This is a genomic window from Georgenia muralis (assembly GCF_003814705.1).
GTDB lineage: Bacteria > Actinomycetota > Actinomycetes > Actinomycetales > Actinomycetaceae > Georgenia > Georgenia muralis.
In genome coordinates this window covers 2,698,687-2,713,904 of record NZ_RKRA01000001.1, presented here as the reverse complement: position 1 = coordinate 2,713,904, position 15,218 = coordinate 2,698,687, and the positions used below count along the sequence as shown (strand labels likewise).

At 75.8% G+C, this 15,218-nt stretch carries 16 protein-coding genes; 3 read left to right on the top strand and 13 right to left on the bottom strand.

Going from position 1 to position 15,218, the window contains the following annotated elements:
* Window position 1 precedes the first annotated feature (1 nt).
* The 5 genes from EDD32_RS12210 to infC form a co-directional block, all read right to left on the bottom strand.
* Window positions 2-388: a VOC family protein gene (locus EDD32_RS12210; RefSeq protein ID WP_123917859.1), complete on the bottom strand. Its 387-nt coding sequence runs from the start codon at window positions 386-388 to the stop codon at window positions 2-4.
* Between the two features lie 118 nt (window positions 389-506).
* Window positions 507-1,397 carry a TrmH family RNA methyltransferase gene (locus EDD32_RS12205; protein ID WP_123917857.1) on the bottom strand — a complete coding sequence of 297 codons (891 nt, stop codon included), beginning with the start codon at window positions 1,395-1,397 and terminating at the stop codon, window positions 507-509.
* A gap of 30 nt (window positions 1,398-1,427) precedes the next feature.
* A complete protein-coding gene (rplT, locus tag EDD32_RS12200; protein ID WP_123917855.1) occupies window positions 1,428-1,808 on the bottom strand; it encodes a 50S ribosomal protein L20 in 381 nt (126 codons plus the stop codon).
* A 25-nt stretch (window positions 1,809-1,833) separates the two neighbouring features.
* Window positions 1,834-2,028 (bottom strand): 50S ribosomal protein L35, encoded by a 195-nt coding sequence (gene rpmI / locus EDD32_RS12195; RefSeq protein ID WP_123917853.1) that lies wholly within the window; start codon window positions 2,026-2,028, stop codon window positions 1,834-1,836.
* A gap of 90 nt (window positions 2,029-2,118) precedes the next feature.
* Entirely contained in the window at window positions 2,119-2,796 is a 678-nt protein-coding gene (gene infC / locus EDD32_RS12190) for a translation initiation factor IF-3 (protein ID WP_123920510.1), read from the bottom strand.
* Window positions 2,797-3,112: 316 nt separating this feature from the next.
* Here infC and EDD32_RS12185 point away from each other — a divergent pair, with 316 nt between their 5' ends.
* A complete protein-coding gene (locus EDD32_RS12185) occupies window positions 3,113-4,633 on the top strand; it encodes an ATP-dependent DNA ligase (protein WP_123917851.1) in 1,521 nt (506 codons plus the stop codon).
* A gap of 44 nt (window positions 4,634-4,677) precedes the next feature.
* On the opposite strand, the gene EDD32_RS12180 is transcribed toward EDD32_RS12185, so the two are convergent.
* The 7 genes from EDD32_RS12180 to EDD32_RS12150 form a co-directional block, all read right to left on the bottom strand.
* The gene (locus EDD32_RS12180; RefSeq protein WP_123917850.1) at window positions 4,678-5,580 is read right to left on the bottom strand and encodes an SseB family protein; all 903 of its coding nucleotides are present in this window, start codon (window positions 5,578-5,580) and stop codon (window positions 4,678-4,680) included.
* Entirely contained in the window at window positions 5,577-6,314 is a 738-nt protein-coding gene (priA, locus tag EDD32_RS12175) for a bifunctional 1-(5-phosphoribosyl)-5-((5-phosphoribosylamino)methylideneamino)imidazole-4-carboxamide isomerase/phosphoribosylanthranilate isomerase PriA (RefSeq protein ID WP_123917848.1), read from the bottom strand. The genes EDD32_RS12180 and priA overlap by 4 nt, the downstream gene beginning before the upstream one ends.
* Window positions 6,315-6,322: 8 nt before the next feature.
* The gene (gene hisH, locus EDD32_RS12170) at window positions 6,323-6,973 is read right to left on the bottom strand and encodes an imidazole glycerol phosphate synthase subunit HisH (protein ID WP_123917846.1); all 651 of its coding nucleotides are present in this window, start codon (window positions 6,971-6,973) and stop codon (window positions 6,323-6,325) included.
* Window positions 6,970-7,734: a hypothetical protein gene (locus EDD32_RS12165; protein WP_123917844.1), complete on the bottom strand. Its 765-nt coding sequence runs from the start codon at window positions 7,732-7,734 to the stop codon at window positions 6,970-6,972. The genes hisH and EDD32_RS12165 overlap by 4 nt, the downstream gene beginning before the upstream one ends.
* Entirely contained in the window at window positions 7,731-8,342 is a 612-nt protein-coding gene (hisB, locus tag EDD32_RS12160) for an imidazoleglycerol-phosphate dehydratase HisB (RefSeq protein WP_123917842.1), read from the bottom strand. The genes EDD32_RS12165 and hisB overlap by 4 nt, the downstream gene beginning before the upstream one ends.
* Window positions 8,339-9,481 carry a histidinol-phosphate transaminase gene (locus EDD32_RS12155; RefSeq protein WP_123917840.1) on the bottom strand — a complete coding sequence of 381 codons (1,143 nt, stop codon included), beginning with the start codon at window positions 9,479-9,481 and terminating at the stop codon, window positions 8,339-8,341. The genes hisB and EDD32_RS12155 overlap by 4 nt, the downstream gene beginning before the upstream one ends.
* A gap of 100 nt (window positions 9,482-9,581) precedes the next feature.
* A complete protein-coding gene (locus EDD32_RS12150; protein ID WP_123917838.1) occupies window positions 9,582-10,451 on the bottom strand; it encodes a universal stress protein in 870 nt (289 codons plus the stop codon).
* Window positions 10,452-10,586: 135 nt separating this feature from the next.
* Between EDD32_RS12150 and EDD32_RS12145 the strand changes: the two genes are divergently transcribed.
* Together EDD32_RS12145 and EDD32_RS12140 are read left to right on the top strand one after the other, a co-directional pair.
* Entirely contained in the window at window positions 10,587-12,878 is a 2,292-nt protein-coding gene (locus EDD32_RS12145) for a RecQ family ATP-dependent DNA helicase (RefSeq protein ID WP_246006114.1), read from the top strand.
* Between the two features lie 15 nt (window positions 12,879-12,893).
* Window positions 12,894-13,676 carry a TIGR01458 family HAD-type hydrolase gene (locus EDD32_RS12140; protein ID WP_123917834.1) on the top strand — a complete coding sequence of 261 codons (783 nt, stop codon included), beginning with the start codon at window positions 12,894-12,896 and terminating at the stop codon, window positions 13,674-13,676.
* Between the two features lie 109 nt (window positions 13,677-13,785).
* On the opposite strand, the gene hisD is transcribed toward EDD32_RS12140, so the two are convergent.
* Window positions 13,786-15,141: a histidinol dehydrogenase gene (hisD, locus tag EDD32_RS12135; RefSeq protein WP_123917832.1), complete on the bottom strand. Its 1,356-nt coding sequence runs from the start codon at window positions 15,139-15,141 to the stop codon at window positions 13,786-13,788.
* Window positions 15,142-15,218 lie beyond the last annotated feature (77 nt).

Below are 15,218 nucleotides of genomic sequence, written 5' to 3'. Positions count from 1 at the left end.
GTCAGGCGGGCGGGGCGCTCTCCCACAGCCCGACCACGGTGCCCTCGGTGTCGCGGAAGTACCCGGTGAAGCCCATGTCCCCCACCGGGGTGCGCTCCTGGACCACCGACCCGCCGAGCTCCACCACCCGCTCGAGCGCGGCGGTGACGTCGTCGGTGTCGATGGTGATGACGGGGCCGGTGACGGGATCCTCGCGGGGGGTCATCCCCCCGCCGATGTACCCCGGCTCGGACGCGGCGCCGTCGCTCCCGGCCGGTCCGGTGGTGACGAAGCTGTAGTCGAAGCCCGGCATCTCCTCGACCCGCCAGCCGAAGGCCCCACGGTAGAAGGCCGTGGCCCGGTCCTTGTCGTCGTAGGGCATCTCGAAGTGCACGACGCGGCCGCTCATGATTCCTCCCGTTCGCCGGAGAACCCCTCCGGCGGGTCACGCTAGTCCCGCGCTCCCGGCGGCGGAAGGCTGGTCGGGCCGTCGGTGCGCACACCTCGGCCGGGCAGGCGTGGGGCACTCAGGCGCGGCGCTGCGCGCGGGCCGAGGCGTACAGGCACACCGTCGCGGCGGTGGCGACGTTGAGGGACTCCGCACGGCCGTGGATGGGCACGCGCACGCCGGCGTCGCACAGCTCGCGCTCGGCAGCCGTGAGGCCGTGGGCCTCGTTGCCCAGCAGCCAGACGGTCGGGGCGGCCAGGTCGGGGGCGACGAGCCCGGTCGCGCTCAGCTCGTCGGCCTCCCACGGGGAGCAGCCGTAGGCCTCGGCGGCGGCCCGGTCGGCCAGCTCGTCGAGGTCCCACTCCCCCGCGCCGTCGGCGGCGAGCACCTGCAGCCCGGCACCGCGGAGGGCGGCCACGGCCGCCTCGACGTCCGAGCCGGGGACGACCGGCAGGTGGAAGAGCGAGCCGGCCGTGGCGCGGACGACCTTGGGGTTGTGCACCTCGACGCTGCCGGTGCCGAGCAGGACGGCGTCGGCGCCGGCGGCGTCCGCGGCCCGGACGACGGTGCCGGCGTTGCCGGGGTCCGCGGCCCGGACGAGGAGCGCGACGAGGCGGGGCGGCGCGCCGGTCAGCAGGTCGTCGACGGTGGGCGCGGGGTCGAGGGCGCGGGCGACAGCGAGGACGCCCTGGGCGTCCGGGCTCATCGCGGTGAGCACCTCGGCCGTGGCCAGGTGCAGGTGGAGGCCGGCGGCGTCGTCGACGATCTCGGGGTGGCGCCCTGCGGCGTCCTCGGTGAGGTAGAGGTCGCGCACCTGGTCGCGACGGTGCCGGACGAGCTCGCGCACGCCCTGGGGGCCCTCGACGAGGAACTGGCCGTACCGCAGACGCGCCGGACGCCCGGACAGTGCCCTGACCGTTCGCACGCGCTCAGCGCGTGGGTTGGTCAGGGTGTCCGGGCGTCCGGTCATGTCGCTCCCGCGGTGCGGGGTGCGCTCGGCTCAGGCGGCCGGGGCGTTGACGTCCGCGGGCAGGGCGGCGCGGGCGGTGGCGACGAGCGCGTTGAACGCGGCGATGTCGGTCACGGCCAGCTCGGCCAGCATGCGGCGGTCGACCTCGACGCCCGCGGCCTTGAGGCCCTGGACGAAGCGGTTGTAGGTCATGCCCTCGGCGCGCACCGCGGCGTTGATGCGCTGGATCCACAGCCGGCGGAAGTCACCCTTGCGGGCGCGCCGGTCGCGGTAGGCGTAGGTCATCGAGTGGGTGACCTGCTCCTTGGCCTTGCGGTACAGCCGCGAGCGCTGGCCGCGGTAACCGGCGGCGCGCTCGAGGGTCGTGCGGCGCTTCTTCTGGGCGTTGACCGCCCGCTTGACGCGTGCCACGTCAGTCTCCTTCGTTCGGGGCGGCTTACTTGCCGAGCAGCTTCTTGATCTTCTTCACGTCGGCGCTGGAGACCACCTGGTCCTGGGCGAGACGTCGGGTGCGCTTGGAGGACTTGTGCTCGAGCAGGTGGCGCTTGTTGGCCTGCTCGCGCATGAGCTTCCCGCTGCCGGTGACCCGGAAGCGCTTCTTGGCACCGGAGTGCGTCTTGTTCTTCGGCATGTTCGTCCCTCGGTCGACTGCGCCGGTGGCACAGATCTGTCCTGCCCTGGGCCCGGGTGGTGGGCCAGGACGTCTTTGCAGGTATGTGGGCTAGCTGGCGTCCGCGGCGCTGTCGGCGGGCGCGTCCGCCGCGGGGGCGGTCGGGGCTGCCGGCTCGGCGGCCGCTTCGGGGGCGGCCGGCGCAGCGGTCGCAGGGGCGGCGTCCTTGGCCGCCTGCTCCTGCTCGCGCTTGCGGCGCTGCTCGCTCTTGGCCTCGGCCTTCTTCTTGTGCGGGCCGATCACCATGGTCATGTTGCGCCCGTCCAGCCGCGGGGAGGACTCGACCGAGCCGAGCTCGGCGACGTCCTCGGCCAGCCGCTGGAGCAGCCGCATGCCCATCTCGGGGCGGGACTGCTCACGGCCGCGGAACATGATCATGACCTTGACCTTGTCGCCGCCCGTGAGGAAGCGCTCGACGTGACCCTTCTTGGTCGCGTAGTCGTGCGCGTCGATCTTGAGGCGGAACCGGATCTCCTTGAGGACCGTGTTCGCCTGGTTGCGGCGGGCGTCACGGGCCTTCATGGCGGACTCGTACTTGAACTTCCCGTAGTCCATGAGCTTGGCCACGGGCGGGCGCGCGTCGGGCGCGACCTCGACCAGGTCGAGGTCGGCCTCCTGGGCCAGCCGCAGGGCGTCCTCGACGCGGACGACACCGACCTGCTCGCCGCCGGGGCCGACCAGCCGGACCTCGGGCACGCGGATCCGCTCGTTGATGCGGGGCTCGCTGATGCTGTGCTCCTCTACCTCGTTCGCGGTGACCGTCGCGAGACGAAGAAGGCCTCCGTCGTGCTCGCGCACGCGGAGGCCCACAGAGGTCGTCACCCCCGCAGCGCTGGGCCGCACGGGTACACGGGGACCAGCCCCGTCGACCTGAACCCGGTCACTGCGGCCGCCTCTCGGCGGCCGACGTCACCCAGGTGGGAGGATCTCCACTTGCGCACCAGGGACAGGCCCTGGTCGGTCAGTGGACAAGACTAGCACGCACGCCCCGTCGGGCACCGCCGCCCGGTGGTGGCCCGGGCCACACGGCAGGACCATGGTCGCCATGCTCCTCGCCGACCTGGTCGCAGCCTCCCAGGCCGTGGCCGCCACACGTTCCCGCCTGGCCAAGCGCCACGCCCTCGCCGACGCGCTGCGCCAGGCCGGCCCCGAGGCGGCGCTCGTCGCAGGCTACCTCTCCGGGACGGTGCGCCAGCGTCGCACGGGGCTGGGGTGGCACTCGCTCGAGACGCTGCCGGCACCGGCGGACGCCCCCACCCTGACGGTCGCGGAGGTCGACGCCGCCCTGGAGTCCCTCGCGGCGCTGTCCGGCAGCGGGTCCCAGGCCCGGCGGACCGCGGCCGTCGCCGACCTCTTCGGCCGGGCGACCCCCGCCGAGCAGCGGTTCCTGCGGCTGCTCGTCCTCGGTGAGCTGCGCCAGGGCGCGCTGGACTCGCTCATGCTCGACGCCGTCGCCGAGGCGGCCTCGGTCCCGCTCGCGGCGGTGCGCCGGGCGGCGATGTTCTCCGGCGAGACGGGACCGGTCGCCGTCGCCGCCCTCACCGGCGCGGAGGCCGCCCTCGCGGCGTTCACCCTCGCGGTGGGCACCCCGGTGCGGCCCATGCTCGCCTCGGCCGCGCCCGACCTGGCCGGGGCGCTCGAGCGTCTCGGCGGGGAGGTCGCGGTGGACGCCAAGCTCGACGGCATCCGCATCCAGGTGCACAGACGCGGGCGGGAGGTCGTCGTGTTCACCAGGTCCCTGGACGACATCACCGCGCGGCTGCCCGAGGTGGTCGAGGCCACCCGGGGGCTGGGCGGCGGTGACCTCGTCCTCGACGGCGAGGCGATCGCCCTGCTCGCCGACGGTCGGCCTCGCCCCTTCCAGGAGACGGCGGCGCGGACGATGAGCAGCGCCGACGTCACGGCCCTGCGTGAGCAGGTGCCGGTCACGACGGTCTTCTTCGACGTCCTGCACGTCGCGGGCCAGGACCTGCTCGACACGCCCGCCGGGACCCGGTTCGCCGCGCTCGGGGAGGTGGCGCCCGGTGACCTGGTCGTGCCCAGGCTCCTCACGGAGGACCCCGGCGCTGCCGCGGACTTCTACGCCCGGACCCTCGCGGGCGGGCACGAGGGCGTCGTCGTCAAGAGCCTCGACGCGCCCTACGAGGCCGGGCGGCGCGGTGCCGCCTGGGTCAAGGTCAAGCCGCGGCACACCCTGGACCTCGTCGTGCTGGCCGTCGAGTGGGGCTCGGGCCGCCGGAGCGGCACGCTGTCGAACATCCACCTCGGTGCCGCGGACGGTGCGGGCGGGTTCGTCATGCTCGGGAAGACGTTCAAGGGCATGACGGACGAGATGCTCGCCTGGCAGACCGAACGGTTCCTCGCGCTGGAGACCCACCGCGAGGGCCACGTGGTGCACGTGCGGCCCGAGCAGGTGGTCGAGATCGCCTTCGACGGCGTCCAGCGCTCTCCCCGCTACCCCGGCGGGGTCGCGCTGCGGTTCGCGCGGGTGCTGCGCTACCGCGAGGACAAGCCGGCGGCGGAGGCCGACACCCTCGAGGCGGTGCGGGTGCTCGCCGGGCTCTGACCGCCCGCGCCGAGCCGTCGCGGGGGCGTCAGCCGCGGGTGGTGTCAGGCGACGACGGTGGGGGCGAGCTCGAGGGAGTCCACCCGCTCGCGCAGCGCGTGCTCGGCGCCGAGGGCCTCGCTCGCCCGGGTCACGGCCGCGCGGACCGTCTCGGCGTCGAGACCGGCCCGCACGGCCAGGACCACCCGCAGCTCGGCGCGCTCACCGCGTTCGAGCCGCACGCCGACGAGCTCGGTGATGCCGCGCAGGGCCGCCGCGACGAGTCCCGGCAGCTCGGGGTCGGCCCAGGAGGGCACCCAGGGGCGCTGCTGGGCGACGGCCCAGACCGCCGGCCGGGGCACGAGGACGGTCGTCGGCGCACCGGGGTCGAGGACGAGCAGGGAGTCCGACTCCCCCACCGCCGACAGGGCCGCCCGGGCGGCCTCGACCGGGACGGGCCGGGCGGCCGGGTCCCAGCGCAGGAGCGCCTCGACCGAGGAGAAGACGGGCAGGGCGGAGCGCCCGTCAGCGGTCCGGACCGAGACCATCGCCGCCGAGGCCATGGCGTCGCCGCCGCGGTCACCGGTGCGGAACCGGTCGGCGTCGTGGGCGCGGACGTGCCCGTCGTCGTCGGTGCCGGGGTGCTCGTGCGCGACCACGGGGACCACGACACGTCCGGTGCGCAGCTCCGCCACGACCGCGACGACCCGCTCGCCCGGGTCGGTCAGCGCCAGGGCCGCGGCCATGCCGGGCTGGACCTTGCCGTCGTCGCCGGCGAAGGGGTTGGGCCGGAGCGTGCGCCCGGCCCACGCCTGCCCGGCGGAGTCGGCCAGGGCGGCGTCGGTGAGCCCCTCGGCGATGCGCAGCGGCGCACGCCCGCCGGGGCCGGGGCGTCCGGAGTGGTGGGGGTGGACCACGGCGGGACGGGCGTCCTCGTCGTGCCGCGGGCCGGTCGGCGTGCCGGTCACGGGCGGCCCGCGACGTCGAGCGCCTGGCCGAGCGTGAAGGCCCCGGAGTACAGGGCCTTGCCGACGATGGCGCCCTCGACGCCGATGCCGGTCAGCTCCCGCAGGGCCTCGATGTCGTGGAGGTTCGCGACCCCGCCGGAGGCGACCACGGGGGCGGAGGTGCGCTCGCACACCTCCTGGAGCAGCTCGACGTTGGGCCCGCGCAGGGTGCCGTCCTTGGTGACGTCCGTGAGGACGTAGCGGGCGCAGCCGTCGGCGTCGAGGCGCTCGAGGACCTCCCACAGGTCGCCGCCCTCCCGGGTCCACCCGCGCGCGGCCAGCGTGGTGCCGCGCACGTCGAGCCCGACGGCGATCTGCTCGCCGTGACGGGCGATGACCCGCGCGGTCCACTCGGGGTCCTCCAGGGCGGCGGTGCCGAGGTTGACCCGGGTGGCGCCCGAGCCGAGCGCCCGGGCGAGGGACTCGTCGTCGCGGATGCCGCCGGAGAGCTCGACCTTGACGTCGAGCTCTCCGACGATCCGGGCGAGGAGCTCGTGGTTGGAGCCGCGGCCGAAGGCCGCGTCGAGGTCGACGAGGTGGATCCACTCCGCCCCCTCGGCGACGAAGGCGGCGGCCGCCTCGCCCGGGTCGCCGTAGGTGGTCTCGGAGCCCGCGGCGCCCTGGAAGAGGCGCACGGCCTGGCCCGCGACGACGTCGACGGCCGGCAGCAGCTCGAGGCGGGGGGTGGAGGTCATCGGGTCTCCTACAGGCTGGTGACCCAGTTGCGGAGCAGCTGGGCGCCGGCGTCGCCGGACTTCTCGGGGTGGAACTGGGTGGCGGACAGCGCTCCGTTCTCGACCGCGGCGACGAACCGTCCGCCGTGCTCGGACCAGGTGACGAGCGGGCGCGGGAACGGGCTGTCCTCGCCGCCGTCGAGGGCCGCGGCGGGGTCGGACTGGGCGGCGTAGGAGTGGACGAAGTAGAACCGCTCGTCGCCGACGCCCTCGAACAGGACGCTGCCCTGGGGGGCCTCGACGGTCGACCAGCCCATGTGGGGGACGACGGGGGCGTGGAGCCGGTCCACGGTGCCGGGCCACTGGTCGAGGCCGGGGGTGGTGACCCCGTGCTCCTCCCCCGCGGTGAACATCACCTGCATCCCCACGCAGATGCCCAGCACGGGGCGGCCGCCGGCGAGGCGGCGCTCGATGATGCGGGCGCCGTCGACCGAGCGCAGCTGGTCCATCACGGCGGCGAAGGCCCCCACGCCGGGGACGACCAGGCCGTGCGCGGCGGCCGCGGCGTCAGGGTCCGCGGTGAGCTCGACGTCCGCGCCGACGCGCTCGAGGGCGCGCACCGCGGAGCGGACGTTGCCCGAGCCGTAGTCCAGGACGACGACCCGCCGGCCGGCGCTCACGGCTTCTTCCTGCGCAGTCCGCGGGTGAACATGCGGGTGGCCTTCCACCGCGGCAGGTTGCCCGAGCGCTGGTGGCCGGGGACCTCCCCGGCCCGGACCCGGCCCAGGACGAGGTCCTCGACCACCTGGTCCGCGCCGGCCAGGACGAGCCCGGCGGGCATGTCGCCCTCGGCGGTGCCGCCGACGTAGCGGCGGGCGCTGACGTGCCCGGACAGCCCCGGCTCGATGCCGACGTCGGTCGCGAGGTCGGCGGTGAGCAGGACCACCCCGGTGCGGGCGAGCCGGGAGAGGGCGCCGGCGACCTCCTCCGCCTCGGGCGGGAAGGCGCCGGGCATCTCGCCGCCGCCGAGCAGCTCAGTGATGTCCCAGTCGGCCGGAGCCTCCTTGGCGGGCACCTCGAGCACCGCGACGGCGCCCGAGGCCGACGGCACGACGTCGACGTCGATCCCGGCCATCGCGCACAGGCCCGCGAGGGCCGGCGCGGACGCCACGGGGGTCAGGACCAGGGCCAGCCGGGCGGGCGTCTGTTGCGTGGTCGCGCCGGGCCTGGCCGGGCCGTCGCCGGAGGCCGGACCCGGGCCGGCGGCCCGGTCGGGCTCCGGCTCGCCGGTGCCGTCGCTCGCAGGGCCGCCGGTCCCGTCAGGGCCGCCGGTCCCGTCGGGGCCGTCGCTCGCGTCCGGGCCGAGCGCACGGAGCATGCGCTCGATGTCGGCCTCGGTGAGGGGCTCGTCGTCGCCGTGCTCCGGCCCGGTGGTGCTCACAGCGCTCCCTTGGTGGACGGCACGCCCTCGACGCGCGGGTCGGGCTCGACGGCCGCGCGCAGGGCGCGGGCGAGGGCCTTGAACTGGGCCTCGACGATGTGGTGGGGGTCGCGGCCGGCCAGGACCCGCACGTGCAGGCAGATCCCGGCGTGGTGGGCGATCGACTCGAGCACGTGCCGGGTGAGCGAGCCGGTGAAGTGCCCGCCGATGAGGTGGTACTCCTGCCCGGCGGGCTCACCCTCGTGGACGAGGTAGGGGCGCCCGGAGACGTCGACGACGGCCTGGGCGAGGGCCTCGTCCAGCGGGACGAGCGCGTCGCCGAAGCGGGAGATGCCGCGCTTGTCGCCCAGCGCCTGCCGCAGCGCCTGGCCGAGGCAGATCGCGACGTCCTCCACGGTGTGGTGGACGTCGATGTCGGTGTCACCCGTGGCCCGCACGGTGAGGTCGACGAGGGAGTGCTTGCCCAGGGCGGTGAGCATGTGGTCGTAGAACGGCACGGAGGTGGAGATGTCCGTCCGGCCGCTCCCGTCGAGGTCGAGCTCGACGAGGACGTCGGACTCCGAGGTCTTCCGCTCGATCCGCGCCGTCCGGCCCGTCAGCTCGCTCATCGACCCAGCACCTCCACCAGGGCCGCCCGGAAGGCGGCCGTCTCCTCCGGGGTGCCGACCGACACCCGGAGCCAACCGTCGGGTCCGACCTCACGGATGAGGACGCCCCGCTCCAGCAGACCCTGCCACACGGCGCTGCGGTCGTCGAAGCGCCCGAACAGGACGAAGTTCGCGTCGGAGTCGGCGACCTCCAGCCCCTGGCCGCGCAGCCACACCACGAGGGCGTCGCGCTCGGCGCGCAGGGACGCGACCTGGCCCATGAGCTCCTCGCGGTGGCGCAGCGCCGCCAGGGCCGCGGCCTGGGTGAGCGCGGAGAGGTGGTACGGCAGGCGGACGACCCGCAGGTGTTCCACCAGCTCCGGCGCCGCGGCGAGGTAGCCCAGCCGCAGGCCGGCCATCCCGAACGCCTTGGACATCGTCCGCGAGACAGCCAGGTGGCGGTACCGGGCGAGGAGGGTCAGCGCGGACGGGGTCCCCGCGCGGCGGAACTCCCCGTAGGCCTCGTCGACGACGACGACGCTCGCCGTCGGTGCGCCGTCGGGACCGGCCGGTCCGGAGGCGAGGGTGGCCTCGCACACGGCCTCGACGGTGGCCAGGTCCAGCGCGGTGCCGGTCGGGTTGTTCGGGCTGGCGAGGAGCACCACGGCGGGACGGACCTCGTCGATGAGCGCACGGACGTGGCCGACGTCGAGCGAGAAGTCCTCCTCCCGGCGGCCCGCGACCCAGCCCGTGAGGGTGTCCCGGGCGTACTCGGGGTACATCGAGTAGGTGGGCGCGAAGGACAGGACCGTGCGCCCCGGCCCGCCGAAGGCCTGGAGGAGGTGGAGCATGACCTCGTTGGACCCGTTGGCCGCCCACACCTGCCCGGGGTCGAGCTCGACGCCGGACTCCGCCGCGAGGTAGGCGGCGAGCTCCTCGCGCAGCCGGGGGAAGTCCCGGTCGGGGTAGCGGTTGAGCCCGCCGGCCGCCTCGGCGACGGCCGCGGCGATGTCCGCGACGACGCCGGCCGACGGCGGGTAGGGGTTCTCGTTGACGTTGAGGAGGACCGGCACGGCGAGCTGGGGGGCGCCGTACGGGGTCAGCCCCTCCAGGCCGGGGCGCAGGGGCAGGCGCACGGCGTTGTCGGGCGGTGTGGTCACCCCAGGATTCTAGGCCGCGCGGTCCACCGGGGGCGTCCGGCGTCCGGACGGCCGCGGACGGGACGGACCACCGACGTGCGCGGAGGTGGGCGCCGGTGGCTCACTCGCGCACGTGCCGCACCACCGCGACGACCGGGGCGCGGTGCAGCAGGGCACGACTGACGGACCCGAGCAGGAGCCCGGCCAGTCCGCCGTGCCCGCGGCTGCCCACCACCACGACGGCGCACTCGGCGGCCGCCTCGGCGAGCGCGTCGACCGGGTGCTCGCGCACCTGGCGCAGCTCGACGGGCACGTCGGGGTACCGCTCCCGCCAGGCGTCGAGCCGGTCCCGGACGCGTCCCTCCCCCGCCTCGACGGCCTCGGTCAGCCGCCGGACGTAGACGTCGTCGGGGTGCTCGGCGCTGAGCTGCACCCCCTGGACGGCGAGGAGGCCCACATGGCGACGGCGGGCGTCGTCGAGGGCGTAGCGCAGGGTCTTGCCATCGTCGTCGTGGGGATCCAGGCCCACGGCCACGCGCCGGGTGTCGTCGGCGAACCCGTCGGCGCGGACGACGACGACCGGGGCGTACGCGTGCTCGGCCACCCGCAGGGACACCGAGCCGAGGACCTCGGCCACCGCGCCCAGCCCACGCGCGCCCACCACGACCACGGCGGCGTCGCACGATGCGAGGGTGATGGCCACCGACGGGTCGTCGACCACGACCTCGGTGGTCACCGCCAGGCCCGGGCGGGCGGACCGGGCGCGCGCGGCCGCGGCGGCGGCGACGTCGTCGCCGTGGGTGAGCTCGGCGAGGTCGGGGGCGAACTCCCAGGCCCGCGCCCGGGCGAGCCAGGGGTAGGCGTAGAGGACGTGCAGGCCGGTCCCGCGCCGGGTGGCCTCCGCGGCCGCCCAGTCGAGCGCGACCTCGGCGTGGGCGGAGCCGTCGGTCCCGACGACCACGCTGCCGACCGGTGCCGTGGTGGTGGACATGGGGTCCTCCTCCGTGCCGTGCGGTCGCGGGACCACGCCGCGCCCCCAGCGTGGCACGGCTCCCGGGGCCTCGCGGGTGACGAATGTCCCCGTCGTCCACACCCGGGCGCCGGCGCGTCGGTGGGGTGTGAGAGCGTGGGCGACGTGGAGACGACGAGGGCACCGAGCGACCTGCGGGACCGGGCCGAGGAGGCGCTGCGCGCCCTCGTGGGCCGTCCCGACGCGCGGCTGCGCGAGGACCAGTGGAGCGCTGTCGAGGCCCTCGTGGCGCACCGGCGCAGGGCGCTGGTGGTCGAGGCGACCGGCTGGGGGAAGTCGGCGGTGTACTTCGTCGCGACGGCGCTGCTCCGTGCCAGTACCGGGGACGGACCGCCGGCCGGCCCGACCGTCATCGTCTCGCCGCTGCTCGCCCTCATGCGCGACCAGATCGCGGCGGCGGCCCGGGCGGGCATCCGCGCGGTGACCATCAACTCGGCGAACGTCACCGAGTGGGAGGCCGTCCACGCGGCGATCGCCGCCGGCGAGGTGGACGTGCTGCTGTGCTCGCCGGAGCGGCTGAACAACCCCGGCTTCCGGGACGAGGTCCTCCCCCGGCTCGCCGCGAGCGCCGGTCTGGTGGTCGTCGACGAGGCGCACTGCATCTCCGACTGGGGGCACGACTTCCGGCCCGACTACCGGCGTATCCGCACCCTGCTCGAGGACCTGCCGACCGGCATCCCGGTGCTGGCCACCACTGCCACCGCCAACGCGCGGGTGAGCGCCGACGTCGCCGAGCAGCTGGGCGTGGGCCACGACGAGGACGGCGTCCTGGTCCTGCGCGGCGGTCTCGACCGGCCCTCCCTCCACCTCGGCGTGCTGGAGCTGGCCGACCAGGCGGCCCGGGTGGCGTGGCTCGCCGGCCAGCTGGGCCGGTGGTCCGGCTCGGGCATCGTCTACGCGATGACGGTCTCGTCGGCGCAGCAGGTGGCCGAGCAGCTGCGGCTGGCCGGCCACGAGGTGCGTGCCTACACCGGTCAGACCGACACCGCCGAGCGCGAGCAGCTCGAGGCCGATCTCAAGGAGAACCGCGTCAAGGCCCTCGTGGCGACCTCGGCGCTCGGGATGGGCTTCGACAAGCCCGACCTCGCCTTCGTCGTCCACCTCGGCGCCCCGTCCTCCCCGGTCGCCTACTACCAGCAGGTCGGTCGTGCCGGACGCGGCGTCGACCGGGCCGACGTCGTCCTGCTCCCCGGCCGTGAGGACCAGGACATCTGGGCGTACTTCGGCTCCCTCGCCTTCCCGCCGGAGCCTGCCGTGCGGGCCACCCTGGCGACCCTCGCCGACGGCGGGACGATGTCGACGGCGGCGCTCGAGCCGATGGTCGACCTGCGCCGCAACCGGCTCGAGACGATGCTCAAGGTCCTCGACGTGGACGGTGCGGTGCGCCGGGTGCGCGGTGGCTGGGAGACCACCGGGGCGCCGTGGACCTATGACACCGAGCGGTACGCGCGGGTGAGCGCGACCCGCCGGGCCGAGCAGGACGCCATGGTGGCCTACCAGCGCCTCGGCGCCGGTGAGTGCCGGATGGCCTACCTGCGCGACCAGCTCGACGACCCGGACCTCGAGCCCGGGTGGCGCTGCGGCCGGTGCGACCTGTGCGGCGGGCTGGACCTCGTCGCCGAGGTCGACGACGGCGCCCTGCGCGACGCCCGTGCGGCCATGGACCGTCCCGGGATCGGGGTGGCCCCCAGGCGGCAGTGGCCCTCGGGCATGGAGACGCTCGGCATCTCGGTGCGGGGCAGGATCTCCGTCGAGGAGCGGGCCGAGGACGGCAGGGCGCTCGCCCGTCTGGACGGGCTGGGCTGGTCGGGCCCGCTGCGCGACCTCTTCGAGCCCGCCCGGGGGGACACCTCGGGCGGGGCGGCTCCGCCGAGTCCGGCCGGGACGGCCGCGGACCACGAGACCTCCGGCGCCCCCGGCTCCGGCGCCCAGGAGGCCGCGCACGGAGCGGACGGGATGCTCCCCGCCGCCCTGCGCCGGCCGGTCGAGACGGTGCTGCGCGAGTGGGCCCCGGCGCTGACGCGCGGTGACGGCTCCCCCGGCGTGGACGGGGTGGTGGTGGTCGGCTCGGCCACCCGGCCGCGGCTGGTGGCGCACCTCGCGGCCGGCGTCGCCAAGATCCTCGGGGTCCCGGTGGTGGGCGCCGTCTCACCGGACCCGCAGCAGCCGCCGGGCCGCCACGACGTCAACTCGGCGCAGCGCCTGGCGGCCGTCGAGCGCCGGCTGCGCCTCGACCTCAGCGAGGCCGCCCTGGCCGGGCTGCCCGGCCGCACCGTCGTCCTGGTGGACGACCTCACCGACTCGGGGTGGACCCTCACCGTCGCGGCCCGGCTGCTGCGTCGCGCGGGCGCGGGCGCCGTCCACCCCTTCGTCCTCGGCGTGCGCTGAGGCTAGGGTCTGTCCATGGACGCCAGACGTGCCGTCCTGCTCGACGTCGACGGCGTGCTCACGGTCTCGTGGCAACCGCTGCCCGGCGCGGTGGAGGCTCTCGCCGCCCTGCGCGAGCGCGACCTGGACGTGCTCCTCGTCACCAACACCACCTCGCGCCCGCGCGCCGCCGTCGTCGCCGCGCTGCGGACCGCGGGCTTCGACGTCACCGCCCCGGAGGTGCTCACCGCCCCCGTCCTCACCGCCGCCTACCTCGCCGAGCACCACCCCGGCGCCCGGTGCCTCCTGCTGAGCAGCGGCGACATCACCGAGGACCTCCCCGGCATCGACCTCGTCACCGACCCCGACGCGCACGCCGACGTGGTGCTGCTCGGCGGCGCCGGGCCGGAGCTCTCCTACGAGGCCCTCGACCGGGCCTTCCGCGCACTCCGGGCCGGTGCCGTCCTCGTGGCGATGCACCGCAACCTGTTCTGGCGCACCGACGCCGGCCTCCAGCTCGACACCGGTGCCTTCCTCGCCGGGCTCGAGCGGGCCGCCGGCGTCGAGGCCGTGGTCGTGGGCAAACCCGCTCGGGCGTTCTTCACCACCGCCCTCGCCGTGCTCGGGGCGGCACCGGGCGACGCGGTCATGGTCGGCGACGACGTCGACGCCGACGTGCTCGCCGCCCAGGCGTGCGGACTGACCGGCGTCCTCGTGCGCACCGGCAAGTACCTGCCGGGCGCGGAGACCTCCGCCCACGGCGAGGCCGACGTCGTCCTCGACTCGATCGCCGACCTCCCGGCCTGGCTCGACCGCTGAGCGGCGGCTCAGCCGACCGGCCGCACCAGGGTGCCGCCCGGGAGCGAGCCGAGGCCGACGCGGAGAAGCGGCACCTGGGCGCGGGCGAGGGCCCGCGGGAGCCGGCGCACTAGACGAACCGCGCGTTGACCGCCTCGGCGTGCCCGGGCAGGTCCTCGGACCCGGCGAGGGCCGTCAGGGGCGCGGCGAGCCCCTTGAGGGCCCGCTCGTCGTACTCGATGACCTGCACGGACCGGATGAACGCCATGACGTTCAGGCCCGAGGCGAACCGGGCGGTCCCGCCCGTGGGCAGGACGTGGTTGGACCCTGCGATGTAGTCGCCGAGCGGCACCGGGGAGAACGGCCCGACGAAGATGGCGCCCGCGTTGCGGATCCGGGCCGCAACCCCCGCGGCGTCAGTGGTCTGGACCTCCAGGTGCTCGGCGCCGTAGGCGTCGGCCACCGCGACGGCCTGGTCGAGGTCGGCGACCAGGACGGTACCGGACTGCAGACCACCGAGCGCGGTGCGCATCCGCTCGGCGTGACGGGCCGCGGGGACCCGCGCGGCGATCTCGGCGTCGACGGCGTCGGCGAGGTCGACCGAGTCGGTGATGAGCACCGATGCCGCCGCGGGGTCGTGCTCCGCCTGGGACATGAGGTCCACCGCCACGTGGGCAGGGTTCGCGGTGGAGTCGGCCAGGACGGCGATCTCGGTGGTGCCGGCCTCCGCGTCGATGCCCACGGTGCCCATGACGGCCCGCTTGGCCGCCGCGACGTAGACGTTGCCCGGACCCGTCACGACGTCCACGGGCTCGCACAGCAGGTGGCCCTCGAGCCCGGCCGCCGCGAGGTCCGCCCGGTCCGTCTCGTCCTCGGCCGCGGCCCCGTACGCGAACATGGCCACCGCCTGGGCGCCTCCGGCCGCGTAGACCTCGTGCACGCCCAGGAGCTCGCACGCGGCCAGGATGACCGGGTGCGGCAGACCGCCGAACCCGCGCTGCGGGGGGCTCGCCACCGCGAGCTCGGCCACACCGGCCACCTGGGCCGCGACGGCGTTCATCACCACGCTCGAGGGGTACACGGCCAGCCCGCCGGGGACGTAGAGGCCCACCCGGCGCACCGGCACCCACCGCTGGCGGACGAACCCGCCCGGGGTGATCTCGGTGCTCGTCTCGCGCGGGAGCTGCGCGGCGTGGCCGGCGCGGTTGTTGGCGATGGAGATCTCCAGCGCCTCGCGGACCTCCGGGTCGAGCCCGGCCAGGGCGTCCGTCAGGGCCTGGCGAGGCACCCGCAGGTGCTCGGGCCGGACCCCGTCGAAGCGCTCGGCGAGCTCGCGCAGCGCCGCGGCCCCCCGCGCCCGGACGTCGTCGATCACCGGCCGGATCTGCTCCATGGCCCGCTCGACGTCCAGCGCCGCCCGCGGCAGGACCGCGGCGAGCTCCGCGGCGGTGAGTCTCTGGCCTCGCAGGTCGATGCGCTTGAGCATGACCTCGATCCTAGTGGTGCGGCCCCACCGGTCCCGGGCCTGCCCGCGGCCGGCCGGCCCCGCCGCCCCGTCGCCGT